The sequence below is a fragment of the Peribacillus suis genome, assembly GCF_059384845.1.
This window is the reverse complement of sequence record NZ_CM182019.1, coordinates 3,086,213-3,099,877: the sequence shown is the minus strand read 5'-3', so window position 1 is coordinate 3,099,877 and position 13,665 is coordinate 3,086,213. Positions and strand designations below refer to the sequence as shown.

The following is a 13,665-nucleotide window of genomic DNA, read 5'->3' as shown; positions in this document are numbered from 1 at the left end:
AGGCGATGGGCGTCTGGTTTTTTTGTTTGGAGTAGCCTTTATTGGAAAGTAGTGATCACTCCGTATCTTTTCAACTTTTGATAGATGTTCGATCGGCTGATGCCAAGTAATTGTGCAGCTTCTGTCTTATTTCCTTTTGTTTGTGCGAGAGCTTCAAGTAAAATTTCTTTTTCGGTATCTTCAATTTGTTTCTTTGGGAAAAGGGTCTTGGTTGGATAAGATGGGTTTAGTGTGTTTTGGTTTGGCTGCGGGGTAGTGGTTTCTAATTGGATATGGTAGTCGGTTATCCAGTTTTCTGAACAAAAGTGATAGGCACGTTCTAACACATTTTCAAGCTGGCGCACATTGCCTGGCCAATTATATTTTTGTAGCTTCTGAATGGCATCCGTCGTTACACCGATGACGCCTTTAGGATTATAGCGCTGAAATTTTTGCATGAAATGCTCACATAAAATCGGTATGTCTTCCAGTCTTTTTCGGAGTGGAGGGATTTCAAGTTGGATGACATTGAGCCGGTAATAGAGATCTTCCCGAAATTTCCCTTCTTTAATGAGCTGGAGGAGGTTCCGGTTGGTCGATGCGAGAATCCGAACATCGGATTTGCGTGTTTTAGTGCCGCCGACGCGCTCATACTCTTTTTCCTGTAATACGCGTAGAAGCTTTACCTGAAGGGATAGCGGCATTTCACCAATCTCGTCAAGCAAGAGAGTGCCACCTTCCGCAAGCTCGAATTTCCCGGGTTTCCCGCCTTTTAACGCTCCTGAAAAAGCTCCTTCATCATATCCGAAAAACTCAGACTCAAGCAGGGCTTCCGGGATCGCCGCACAATTAATTTTAATGAAACTTCCTTTCCGTCCTGATGCGAGATTGATGCCATTGGCGAGCAATTCCTTTCCAGTCCCGCTTTCACCGACTATCAGGATGCTGGAAAATCCCTGGGCCGCAGTAAAAGCCTCCTGCTTCAAGCGCTGGAGGAGGGGACTGATGGTTACTAGTTGGGAAAATGTCATGTTAAGTTGGGATACTCTGCTCAACTCCTGGCGGTAATGGTTGAGTTCATGTTCTAGCTTGTCCATATGCGCGAATAATTCCTTCCACGCATCAAGTTGTTTATAGATGATTTTAATGATGGTCCCGATGCTGCGCCCTTCTTTCTTCATTGTTTTCTTTGTCAATATCGCTTTATTCCTCTTAACATTTACATACATTCCTTGTGTTTCCTCACCCAGGCTTGCCATGGACCTGAAAATTTCCGGGGCAACTTTTCTCAATGGTTGGCCAATCACTTCAGCCAATGAGTCCACCTCGATCATATTCAAAAATCCTTGATTCGCTTTAGTAATCATTCCTGCAGAATCTGTGAGCAGGACAGCATCATAGGCAAGTTCCAATGCATTGTCGAGAGTTTGCTCGATTTTCTTCGTGGACTCCAATTCACTGGCAATCTTTTCATATTTGGTCACATCCTCTAGTACAATCATGGCGCCAATAATTTGATTCCATTCCTTAAGTGGCAAAACAGAATACATGAGAGTCGTATGATTGATATCGATTTTCATCGTCTCAAAGGCGGTTCCGGTTTTTAAGGCTTCCTTAACAGTGGGCAATATGGAAGGTATGACAGAAGAAATAGGCTTATCGAGAATCTGATCATTCTTTTGGTTTCCTAGGAGGTTTTGGGCAGCTTCATTTAATGAGTCGATTCTTTCGTCCATATTAACCGAAATGACACCCGAACTTAAATGATTCATTAATACCCTGAGCCGTTTGGCAAGGTGCTCCGACTCGGTAATCAGGCCCGTGACGATACTGGCCCTGGATAAGATGCCAGTAACCTCTTTCTTGCTATTCATGATGACGGAATGGGCAATATTTGAATGCAACAGCACTTCCTTCGCTTTGAAAACGCTATCATCTTCCAGGAAGCTGACAACGGGATTGATGATTGCCCGCTCAATTGAATCCTCTAATTGGGCACGCTGCAAGATTAAGCGTGTTATCGAATTCCTGGTTACGATTCCGGTGAATTCCCCATCCTTGAACACGCACGCAATATCTTGCCGTTGTTCTAGAAATAGTTCCAAAACTTTCTGGATGGTGGTCTCGGGAGTCAATCTTATGAAGTGGTGGGTCATGATATTGGTGACCTGCATAACATCCCTCTTCCTTTTAAAAGTTCCTCATACCTATGATTATACAAAATATTCCAATAAATACAATGTAATTAAATGTCCACTTTTAAAGACAGATGGTTTGAAAAAAACACAAATGTTCACTGAAGGAACGACATTCATGACGAGTAATCCGGAGGAGGAGGTTTGCCCCATTGATAAAAAAATGGTGGTGTAAGCAGATTCAGTCAAAAGTTCCATTTTAAAAAAGAAAAAAACGTAAAGTTGGCATGAGGCTTGCATTAATACTAAGTATCAAAATGGTGAGGTGAAAATTATTGAGCAATTATCAGACGATAACCTATGAAGAAACCGAGCAGGTAGCGTTAATCCGTTTAAACATGCCGGAAATGAGAAATCCCTTGTCGATGGAAATGTGTAAGGAACTGGTCCAGGCCATTCGCTTTGCGGATGACAAAGAGGATATCCGTTCCATTTTATTGACGGGTACCGGTAAAGCTTTTTCAGCTGGAGCGGATATTAGAGGATTTCAGGGGAATTTGACTAAGTCTGCACCCCAACTATATGAAGAGGGAATTGAAAGTACAGGGCTCTTTAAACTAGGTTCCACCGTCAAAACGCCCATTATCGCCGCAGTGAATGGAGCGGCCCTTGGAGGGGGAGCCGGGTTGGTTGCGATGAGCCATCTCGCAGTAGCCTCTGATAAAGCGAAAATCGGATTGACCGAACTGAAGCTGGGCATTGTTCCCTTTGTGATCATGCCGCTTGTAAGGCGCGCCGTTGGCGATCGTAAGCTGCTTGAAATGATGCTTACGGCAAATACCTATACGGCATTGGAGGCAAAGGATTTACAGCTGGTCCACAAAGTCGTCCCGCATGATCAATTGGAGGAAGAGGCGTGGAAGCTGGCAAAACAGGTGGCATCCTATAGTCCGCTTGCCGTACGACTTAGTCTGGAGGCCTTCTATTTGACGGAACAGGTGGATTTGCCAAAATCAATGGATTTATTGTCGATGATGCGGATCGTGTCTTTTCAGAGTGAGGATTTGAAAGAAGGAGCCATGGCCTTTATAGAAAAACGGTCACCGGTTTGGACAGGAAGATAAAACGAAAAGGAGATGGATGAAGATGAAAGTAACGGTGCCGATGAGTGGGTCTGTTTGGAAAATCACAAGTGAGTCAGGGAAACAGGTGGAAGCGGGTGAAACGATCGTCATTTTGGAATCCATGAAAATGGAAATCCCGATCACTGCGGAAACGGGGGGAACCGTAAAGACCATTTCCGTTCAAGAAGGGGATTTCATCCAGGAACATGATGTTGTGGCTATTATCGAATGAAGGTTGAAAGGGGTGGAGCTAAAATGAAATCGGTTCGAGTCGGAGCGGCACAAGGCTTTTACGGAGATACGTTTAATGGGGCGCTCATGAATGTTCAATATGGGGATATAGATTACCTATCATTTGATTGTTTAGCTGAACTGACGATGGCCATTTTGGCAAAGGATAAACAAAAGCGGGAAGACACGGGCTATACGAAAGATATTGGCATCGCTATGAATATGCTGTTGCCTCTTGCAAAGGAGAAAGGGATCAAGATCTTGACGAATGCGGGTGGTATTAATCCGATCGGTGCACAAGAAGAAGTGCTGAGTATCGCTAGGGAGCTTGGCCTGAACGATTTAAAGGTCGCAGTCATTACGGGTGATAATATTTTGCCACATATCGATGAACTAATTGAGCTTGGAATGGACTTGGAGGATTTGGAAACAGGCCGGCCATTCACGAAAGAAGTTCAGCAAAAATTACTGTTTGCGAATGCATATATCGGCTCACAGCCACTTGTGGAGGCCTTAAGGCAAGGGGCGGATGTGGTCATTTCCGGAAGGTCAACGGATACCGCGCAGTTCCTCGCCCCTTTGATTTATGAATTCGGTTGGGAAAAGGATGATTGGAACAGGCTTGCAAGCGGCATTTTCATGGGTCATTTGTTAGAGTGTTCAGCACAATCGACTGGCGGTAATTTTAGTGGCAGGTGGCAGGACATCGAAAACTTTGAAAATATCGGTTACCCGATAGCCGAGATGTATGAAAACGGTGAATTCATCGTCACCAAGCCAAAGGATAGCGGTGGTCTCGTTTCCGTGGATACGGTCAAAGAGCAAATGCTGTATGAAATCCACGATCCATCCGCTTATATCACGCCAGACGTCGTGGTGGATATCACAGGCGTTACGCTAGAACAGGTCGGCAAGGATGAAGTGAAGGTGAAGGGAGTGAAGGGGAAGGAAAGCCCGAAAACGTTAAAAGCTGTAATGGGATTTGAAAACGGTTACATGGGTCAGGCACTCATTGGCTATTCGTGGCCCGATGCATTCGAAAAAGCGAAAAGTGCAGACCGAATCATCCGTAACCAGCTAGAGCAGAGGGGACTTCCTTTCGACGAAATTCGCACTGATTTCGTCGGTTACAATTCGCTTCATGGCCCACTTGCTAAGTTACCGCAGGAGGATATTAATGAATTGTATGTGCGGATTGTTGTCAAAGCCCAGGATAAACGGGTGGCAGACGGTTTCCGCAGGTTGATTCCCCCGCTTGCCTTGAATGGTCCGCCGACATTGTCGGCAGTAGGCAATATCCCAACCAGACAGTTGCTTGGCATGTGGTCGACGCTGATTGATCGGGAATGGGTGGAAGCAAATATTTCGGTATCGATCAAGGAGGTTGAAGCGTATGCCAAAAGTGACTCTTAATCTCATCGCACATGCCCGCTCAGGAGATAAAGGCAATACAGTCAATATCGGTGTCTTTGCCAATAGTGAGGAACTGTATCCGTATCTTAAAGTACAAATGACGTCCCAGGCGGTGAAGGAGTTCTTTACAGAGCTTGTGAAAGGGGAAGTCATCCGTTATGAGATGCCAAATATCTCCGCCTTGAATTTCGTTTGCCATGAAGCATTGGGCGGCGGCGGATCGTCATCGCTTAGAATCGACAACTTGGGGAAATGTTTCGGTTCCAATATCTTGCGTTTCCCGATTGAAGTCCCGGAAGAATTGGCTAGCAAACTATTAAAGGTTGGGGTGTGAAGAAATGAGCTATGAACCATATTTTACTGACGAACATCACGAACTAAGGAAGACGGTTCGAAAGTTTGTTGAAAAAGAAATTACACCATACGTAGCAGAGTGGGAAAAGGACGGAATTTTTCCTCGTGACCTATTTAAAAGAATGGGGGATTTAGGGTACCTCGGTCTTCGTTATCCGGAAGAGGTCGGTGGTCAAGGTTGGGATTACTTTGCTGGCGTGGTTTTTGCCGAAGAAATGGCCCGCAGCGGCGTGGGTGGCTTTCCGATGGCGATTGCGGTCCAAACTGATATGGCGACACCGCCGATATTGGAATTCGGCACCGATGAACAGAAGGAAACCTATTTAAAACCCGCCATCCGAGGTGAAAAAATTGCGGCTATCGGGATTTCCGAGCCAAATCATGGTTCGGATGTCGCCTCGATTGAAACGCGGGCGCGCCGTGATGGGGACACATGGATCATCAACGGTGCAAAAACCTTCATTACGAATGGTACGCGCGCTGATTTCATCACGCTTGTCGTAAGGACGTCAGATGCACCTGGACATAAAGGGATTTCGATGATTCTAGTGGATTTGGACCTTCCCGGTGTAACCGTAGCAAAGAAGCTGGATAAACTCGGGATGCGTTCTTCGGATACAGCAGAGCTTGTATTTGAAGACGTACGTGTACCATATACGAACCTTCTGGGCGTCGAGGGGAAAGGTTTCATGCAGATTATGTGGGAACTACAGGGCGAACGGCTGATTGGAGCTGCGGGATCAGTAGGGATGGCCGATTATGCATATGAGCTGGCACGTGATTATGCAAGAACAAGAAAGCAATTTTATCAGGAAATCGCCAATTTCCAAGTGATCAGCCATTTATTGACAGAAATGAAGACGGAGATTGAGGTCGTGAAGGAGATGACCTATGCAACGGCATACCGCTTCGGTCGTGGCGAGATTCCGGCAAAGGAAATCTCCATGGCTAAATTGGCAGCGGCGAAAATGGCTCATTGGGTCGCCGATCGTGCCCTTCAGATTTTTGGGGGCAATGGCTATATGATGGAATATCCCATTCAACGGATCTGGAGAGACACCAGATTATATAGGATTGGCGGCGGAACCGATGAAATCATGAAAGAAATCATCGCAAAAACAATGGGCTTGGAAGAATACAAGGAGGTGGTCAGACGATGAGCCATTGGATTTTTACAGAAGAGCATAAAATCTTTCGGAAATCGGTACGCAAGTTCATTGAAAAGGAGGTCACCCCTTACGTTGAACAATATGAAGAAGCAGGGGAAACGCCTCGCGTCTTATTTGAACGAATGGCTGAACTCGGGTTTTTAGGGATTAAATATCCTGAAGAATATGGTGGACTCGGTTTGGATTTAGTGACAGAGATGGTGTTTTTGGAGGAACTTTCTAAATGTGGTGCGGGAGGGACCGGTGCGGCCATTGGTGCGCATATCGGGATTGCGACTACACCGATATGGCGTTTTGGGTCCCATGAACAAAAAGAAAAATATTTGGTCCCGGCAATCAAGGGAGAGAAGATTGCCGCACTCGGCATTACGGAGCCCAGTGCGGGAAGTGATGTATCATCCATTGCCACTAAAGCTGTGAGAGAAGGGGACCATTACATCTTGAATGGATCCAAAACCTTCATCACAAATGGAGTGAATGCGGATTTCATCATTGTCGCTGCGAAAACGGCTGACAGCCTGCCACATATGAGTCTGTCTTTATTCATTGTCGAGACGGCCTGGGAAGGTTTTTCCGTTGGCAAGAAGCTCGATAAACTAGGCTGGCGCAGTTCCGATACGGGTGAGCTGTATTTTGAAAATATGAAAATACCGGTCGAAAACATGATTGGTGAGGAAAATGAAGGGTTTAAGAAAATCATGGTCAATTTCCAGTGGGAGCGGTTGACGATGGCGTTCACGAGCGTGGCGCTTGCGGAGAAGGTGTTGGAAGAAACGGTTCAATATGCAAGGGATCGCAAGCAATTCGGAGATTCAATCCTGCAGTTTCAAGTACTGCGCCATAAGCTCGTCGATATGGCTGTCGATATTGAAAAGGCAAAGAACATTACGTACCGGGCCGTTGAACAGTACGGCAAGGGGGTCAACGTAACGACCGAAGCTACGATGGCGAAGGCGTATGCTGCTGAAATGGTGAATCGGGTCTGTGATGAGGCCCTTCAAATTCACGGTGGAAACGGATATATGATGGAATACCCGATACAGAGGTACTGGCGGGATGCCCGGCTTCAGCCAATTGGTGGGGGGACAACACAAATCATGCGCGAGATTTTATCGAAACGCTTGAAAATTACAGATGGGTTTTAACACAAGTCTCTATTAATATGCCCTTGGTATTTTTAAAAGTGAGGTGGCTGGATATGAGTGCTAATGTAGGTTATTGGTTAACCCATCATAGTGAAAATATACCGAATAAAACAGCAATCGTTTATGGAAACCTGCGATTGACCTATATGCAGTTGAACAATCGGGTCAACCGTTTGTCACATGCCCTTTTGGATCAGGGTGTGAGGAAAGGCGACAGGGTCAATGTCCTGCTGTTAAACACAAATGAATTTTTGGAAACACTTTTCGCCTGTGCAAAAATCGGAGCGATATTCGTACCAATCAATATCCGCCTCAGTGCACCGGAAGTAGATTATATCGTTAAGGATTCGAGCAGTTCAGTCTTCATTTACGATGTGCGTCTCCAGTTCATCATAGAAGAGCTAAAGGAAAAGAACGAAACACACCTCCAATTCATTGAAGTGAATCCAGGAGGTGATCGTGAATCCTCTCCCTATGAAAAATTGATTGGTGAGTATCCATCCTCGGAGACTGGTTTTGAGCTGAATGCGGATGATTACTTGATGCTTATGTATACATCCGGAACGACAGGCAAGCCCAAAGGAGCGATTTTGACACATGGCAATACACTAGCGAACATCATGAATGGGCTTTACCTCTTGCCGGTGACAGCCGAGGACATTACATTGACGGTTGCCCCGTTGTTCCATATTGGTGGGCTCGGAATTTCCACAACACAAATGATGTATTTGGGCGGTACTGTCGTGCTGCTTGACTTGTTCACCCCTCAATCGACGCTAGAATGGATTGAAAAGGAGAAGGTTTCGACCGTGTTCATGGTCCCATCGATGTGGCAGTTGGTCATGCATGATTCAAGAATCGAGGATTATGATTTAAGCTCTCTCCGTTTGGCATGTTCTGGAGGGGCGCCATGCCCACTTCCGGTCATCGAATATTTCAAGGGTAAAGGCATTCCATTCATGGAAGGGTTCGGGATGACCGAGACGGCGCCTATCGTCAGTATATTGAAAGAGGAAGATACGATACGTAAAATCGGGTCGGTCGGAAAACCACCCATCCATGTCGGTGTCAAGATTGTTGATCCGACAGACAGGGAAGTGCCTATTGGCCAAGTGGGTGAACTAGCCATCAAGGGTCCAAACGTAACGGTCGGTTATTGGAATAAACCGGAAGCAACCAAGGAAGCACTTCGATCCGGCTGGTTTTATACTGGCGACCTCGCAAAAATCGATGATGAAGGCTACATCTATATTGTCGATCGGAAAAAAGACATGATAATTAGCGGCGGGGAAAACATTTATCCGATCGAAGTTGAACAAGTGCTTGTCAGGATGCCAAATGTGAAGGAAGTTGCCGTCATTGGCATCCCTAATGAAAAATGGGGCGAAGTGATCAAGGCCTATATCGTCTTAAACAGCCCACGTCAGACAATTAAGTTAGACGATATCCGAGAGTATTGTGATGGCAGATTAGCACGATTCAAGATGCCAAAGGAAATAGAGCTATTGGATGAACTGCCGAGAAATGCGACAGGGAAAGTATTGAAACGTGCTCTATCTAAACCATACGAAACGGAAAAGAGGGTGTAAGGATGTTTAATAAATATTTTGATGAGTATGAAGTCGGAGAGGTCTGGACTTCGAAAGGCCGTACAATCACAGAAACGGATATCGTAAATTTTGCCGGGTTAAGCGGGGATTTTTACTCGCTTCACACAGATAAGGAGTATGCCGAAAAGTATTCGCCATTTGGACAGAGAATTGCCCATGGGATGCTGGTATGCTCGATTGCATCTGGCCTTTCTGCATTCGAACCTGGAAGGGTCGTCGCCTTTTACGGGATCGATAAATTACGTTTTACGAATCCGACCTTTATCGGGGACACGATCTCTGTAGAGATTTCCATTTTGGAATTAAAAGATCGGGACGATGGAATGGGCGTCATTACGGCGAAACAAAAGGTGAAAAAACAAAATGGAGATGTGGTGGGCGTTTCGACGATGAAAATCCTGATGGCGAAGAAACAGGAGGTTCTATCGTGATGAAAGAGATCGTTTCATATGAAAAAGACAGGGGCATAGCGGTAGTTTATATTGATAACCCGCCGGTCAATGTGATTGGCGAAAATGTTGTCATTGGCTTAAACCAGGTATTCGATCGTTTAGCTGAAGATGACGAAGTTCGGGCCATTGTATTGTCAGGCAAAGGAGACAAGGCCTTTGTTGCCGGAGGGAACATAAAGGAATTCCCTAAATTGGTCGGCCAGGGTGTGGCATTCAATGAAGCCCGTGCCCGTGATATGCAAGAGCCATTTAATAAAATCGATAACATTGCAAAACCGGTCATAGCGGCCATTGATGGATTGGCCCTAGGAGGGGGATGCGAGTTGGCCCTCTGCTGTGATATCCGAATTGCAGAAGAACATTCCATAATTGGTCTCCCTGAAGTGAAGTTGGGTCTATTTCCGGGGGCTGGCGGGACACAGCGTCTACCAAGGCTGATCGGAGAAGGAAGGGCAAAAGAGCTAATTTTAACGGGAAGAGCCGTTACGGCGGAGGAAGCAGAACGAATCGGATTGGTGAATAAAGTGGTCCCGACCGGAAAAGGCCTGGCAGCGGCGATAGAGTTAGCTGAGGAAATAGCGGGCTATTCCTTCCAAGCGGTTTCAAGAATCAAGAAAACGATCGATGAAGGAATGAAAACGACGTTGGAAGAAGGTTTGCTGATTGAGGCAAAATACTTTGGCGAAGTGTTCCAGACAGAAGATGTTAAGACAGGTGTACAGGCCTTTATCGAGAAAAAACAGCCGGTGTTTATCCATAAATAAAATAGAGGGAAATTAGTTTAGTCAGAACGATAAATCTATTGAAAAGGGTGAGGACCGAGATGGATCAAGATCAAAAGGTTATTGAAAAGGGCAGTGAGAATTCAGAAAGATTGCAGAAGATTACGAGTGAGCTCGAGCGAATTCATAAAGGGGGATCCCCGAAGAATCATGAGAAAATCAAGACGCTTGGGAAAATGTTCGTCCGTGACCGCTTGAAGTTATATTTTGACAACGGAGAACCCACGTATGAAACGGGGACATTTGCCAACGCGACGAAAAAGGACCTGCCAGCTGATGGAGTCGTCACGGGAGCCGGTAAAATCAATGATAGACTCGTATATTTCACAGCAAGTGACTATACCGTCAAAGCGGGTTCTATTGGCCGCTATCATGGGGAAAAAATCCTGCGTATGCAAGAGGCCGCCATCAAAAGTAAACGCCCGATCGTCTATATGATCGATTCCTCAGGAGGCCGGATTGATGAAGGCGGTGGCTATCATTCCGATAAATATTCAGGCGGGAAGATTTTCTATAATCACAGCATCATGTCAGGAAGGATTCCGCAAATTGGAGTGATGTATGGGCCTTGCTTCGCTGGTACAGCATATATGCCGGTCTTCTGTGATTTCGTCGTCATGCTTGAAGGAAAAGCCGGCATGGCGATTGCTTCACCACGGATGGTACAGATGGCGACAGGTCAAAAAGTCGACATCGAACAACTAGGCGGGGCAAAAATGCATGCAGAAAAAAGTGGAAGCGTCGATTTTGTTGTCCAAACGGAAGAAGAGGCTGCCGAAGTCGTCAAAAAACTATTAAGCTACCTCCCGGATAGTTTCGAAGGCAAGCCACCTAGTGCACCTCCCGTCCCGCCGACTCGTGATCCACTGAATATTGATAATATCATTCCGAAAGAGCCGAACCAGCCCTATGATGTCCACGAACTAATCGAGAGCATTGTTGATGGTGAGAGCTTCCTTGAAGTGAAAAAAAGTTATGCGAAAGAGCTTGTAACAGGTTTTGCACGAATCGATGGACGCGTTGTCGGCATCATTGCCAATCAACCGACGGTCAAAGGAGGCGCCATCTTTCCTGATTCCTCCGATAAAGGGGCAAACTTCGTGTGGCTCTGCGATGCCTATGGGATTCCCTTGCTTTACTTGTGTGATACTCCTGGTTTCATGGTCGGTACACAGGTCGAGGAACAGGGCATTTTACGAAAAGGGAGGAATTTCATATACGCCACATCCGTGGCCAATGTTCCAAAGCTGTGCGTAATCGTACGTAAAGCCTATGGGGCGGGGATTTATGCAATGGCAGGTCCTGCATACGAACCGGATACGACCATTGCGCTTCCTTCGGCTGAGGTAGCAATCATGGGACCTGAAGCAGCCATTAACGCCGTTTATTATAATCAGTTGAGTCAAATTCCTGATCCAAAGCAAAAGGCTGAATTTGTCAAGGCACTGCGTGATCAATATCGTGAAAGCTATGATATTTATAAACTAGCAGGCGACATGCTTGTCGATGACTTGATTATCCCGGGGGACTTGCGAAAAGAACTCATTTCCCGTTATGAGGTGTTCGAGAATAAAGAGTTCCCGCTTCCAAATAAGAAGCATGGTACGATGTTGAGCTAACCCTATACAGACGAGGCAGAAGTAGAATGTCTCGTCTGTATCACTTTAAAACTAAGGAGGGAAAAGCATGAGTGAGATTACCGCGATGAACCGGCTGGCTGTTGGGGATATATTACGCAGGACAACAGGAAGGTTTCCAAACAAGGTGGCGGTCATAGAAGGGGATAAACAATGGAGTTATCGGGAGCTGAACGATGAGGTGAACCGCTTTGCCAACTATTTGCTTGATTCCGGCCTGGAAAAGGGAGATGCGGTCGCGACAATCTGCGGGAATTCCGTCTCATTCATTATCGTCTTTTTCGGCATCGCTAAGGCGGGTCTAGTGTGGGTGCCGCTTAATCCAGGCGTATCCTTTCATGAAAAGAGTTATATTCTTTCAGAGGTAGATTCGAAGTTAGTCATTGTCGATGAAATTTTTCTACAAGGAAAAAAGGAAGAATTGAAAAGTCTTTGTCCGGAACTGTTGATCATTGGGAAAAATGTCTCTCCAGTTGAACGCCTGGAGGAAGCGTATCGGCTCTCCAGTAAGCAAGAACCAGAGGTCCATATTGAGGATCGGGACTTGGCCCAAATTATGTTCACGAGCGGGACGACGGGCATGCCTAAAGGGGTGATGATTTCCCATCTATCGATTTATATCGCCAGCTTGTCCAATATTATTGGTTCCAGTATGAAGCGGGACGATATAGCCAGTGTCATCATGCCTCTCTTCCATTGTGCCCAGCATACCTTGGCCGTTTCCTTTTTCAATGTAGGTGCCACGCTGGTCATTTTGCCGGGATTTGAACCGGAATCCTTCATGAGAACGGTAGAGAAGGAAAAGGTAACTTGGATGTTCGGTCTTCCCATGATCTATAAAGCGATTCTCTATCATCCGAATTTTAAACATTATGATTTAACCTCCTTACGCTTCTGCTTATATGCGATGGCTCCCATGGACCGGGTCACCCTTGAAAAAGGGATGAAGGAGATAGGGGCGGAATTCGCACTGGCTTCTGGACAAACGGAAGTGTACCCGGGAACTTGCATGTTCGAGCCGGAAGATCAACTAAGGAAGCATGGCCCTTACTGGGGTGGGACGGGAATCATCAATGACACCGCCATAATGGACGAAGAAGGGCGGACGTTGGAAAAAGGAGAAATCGGAGAAATTGTTCATAGGGGTCCGAATGTCATGATCGGCTATTTGAATAATCCGGAGGAGACGGAAAAAAGCAAGCGGTTCGGATGGCATCATACTGGCGACTTGGGCTATTTTGATGAAGACGGATTGCTCGTCTTTGTCGACAGGAAAAAAGATATCATTAAATCCGGTGGCGAAAATGTGGCTTCGATCCAGGTAGAGCAGATTCTAGCCTTGCACGAAAAGGTGCTCAATGCTGTGGTTATCGGTCTGCCGCATGAAAGGTGGATAGAAGCTGTGACCGCATTCGTCGTTCCCAAACCGAACGTTACCATTACGAAAGAAGAAATCATCACACATTGTAAAGAGAATCTAGGAACCTTCCAAGTTCCTAAGGAAGTCATCGTGGTCGATCAATTACCGATGACGTCAACCGGTAAGATTCAAAAGCATAAACTTCGGAATCACTATCAACATCTTTATATACCGGCTGGAAAGTAGGGGCACCTTTTAGGTGTCTTGTTTTTTT

General features: G+C 46.0%; 12 protein-coding genes. 11 read left to right on the top strand and 1 reads right to left on the bottom strand.

From position 1 onward, the window contains the following. Positions 1 to 38: 38 nt before the first annotated feature. Positions 39 to 2,153, bottom strand: coding sequence for a sigma 54-interacting transcriptional regulator (locus AC503W_RS15080; RefSeq protein WP_494914708.1), 2,115 nt, complete (start codon positions 2,151 to 2,153; stop codon positions 39 to 41). Between the two features lie 296 nt (positions 2,154 to 2,449). Between AC503W_RS15080 and AC503W_RS15075 the strand changes: the two genes are divergently transcribed. The 11 genes from AC503W_RS15075 to AC503W_RS15025 all read left to right on the top strand — a co-directional run bounded on the left by AC503W_RS15075 (position 2,450) and on the right by AC503W_RS15025 (position 13,637). Then, the gene (locus AC503W_RS15075) at positions 2,450 to 3,238 is read left to right on the top strand and encodes an enoyl-CoA hydratase/isomerase family protein (protein ID WP_402874830.1); all 789 of its coding nucleotides are present in this window, start codon (positions 2,450 to 2,452) and stop codon (positions 3,236 to 3,238) included. 22 nt (positions 3,239 to 3,260) lie between these two features. After that, positions 3,261 to 3,470 (top strand): acetyl-CoA carboxylase biotin carboxyl carrier protein subunit, encoded by a 210-nt coding sequence (locus AC503W_RS15070; protein WP_494914706.1) that lies wholly within the window; start codon positions 3,261 to 3,263, stop codon positions 3,468 to 3,470. 23 nt (positions 3,471 to 3,493) lie between these two features. Beyond that, complete coding sequence (locus AC503W_RS15065; RefSeq protein ID WP_402957777.1) at positions 3,494 to 4,882, top strand: acyclic terpene utilization AtuA family protein; 1,389 nt, start codon at positions 3,494 to 3,496, stop codon at positions 4,880 to 4,882. Beyond that, a complete protein-coding gene (locus tag AC503W_RS15060; RefSeq protein ID WP_402986647.1) occupies positions 4,863 to 5,216 on the top strand; it encodes an AtuA-related protein in 354 nt (117 codons plus the stop codon). Before AC503W_RS15065 ends, AC503W_RS15060 begins: the two co-directional genes overlap by 20 nt. Positions 5,217 to 5,220: 4 nt before the next feature. Beyond that, positions 5,221 to 6,396, top strand: coding sequence for an acyl-CoA dehydrogenase family protein (locus AC503W_RS15055; RefSeq protein ID WP_402957775.1), 1,176 nt, complete (start codon positions 5,221 to 5,223; stop codon positions 6,394 to 6,396). Further along, positions 6,393 to 7,550: an acyl-CoA dehydrogenase family protein gene (locus AC503W_RS15050; RefSeq protein WP_427650685.1), complete on the top strand. Its 1,158-nt coding sequence runs from the start codon at positions 6,393 to 6,395 to the stop codon at positions 7,548 to 7,550. Before AC503W_RS15055 ends, AC503W_RS15050 begins: the two co-directional genes overlap by 4 nt. Before the next feature lie 53 nt (positions 7,551 to 7,603). Then, complete coding sequence (menE, locus tag AC503W_RS15045; RefSeq protein ID WP_402874842.1) at positions 7,604 to 9,139, top strand: o-succinylbenzoate--CoA ligase; 1,536 nt, start codon at positions 7,604 to 7,606, stop codon at positions 9,137 to 9,139. Between the two features lie 2 nt (positions 9,140 to 9,141). Continuing rightward, positions 9,142 to 9,591 carry a MaoC/PaaZ C-terminal domain-containing protein gene (locus AC503W_RS15040; RefSeq protein ID WP_402874844.1) on the top strand — a complete coding sequence of 150 codons (450 nt, stop codon included), beginning with the start codon at positions 9,142 to 9,144 and terminating at the stop codon, positions 9,589 to 9,591. Continuing rightward, a complete protein-coding gene (locus tag AC503W_RS15035) occupies positions 9,585 to 10,376 on the top strand; it encodes an enoyl-CoA hydratase/isomerase family protein (RefSeq protein ID WP_402874968.1) in 792 nt (263 codons plus the stop codon). The genes AC503W_RS15040 and AC503W_RS15035 overlap by 7 nt, the downstream gene beginning before the upstream one ends. A gap of 59 nt (positions 10,377 to 10,435) precedes the next feature. Next, complete coding sequence (locus tag AC503W_RS15030; RefSeq protein WP_402874847.1) at positions 10,436 to 12,013, top strand: acyl-CoA carboxylase subunit beta; 1,578 nt, start codon at positions 10,436 to 10,438, stop codon at positions 12,011 to 12,013. Positions 12,014 to 12,080: 67 nt separating this feature from the next. After that, positions 12,081 to 13,637: an AMP-binding protein gene (locus tag AC503W_RS15025; protein ID WP_402957771.1), complete on the top strand. Its 1,557-nt coding sequence runs from the start codon at positions 12,081 to 12,083 to the stop codon at positions 13,635 to 13,637. Positions 13,638 to 13,665: the final 28 nt, after the last annotated feature.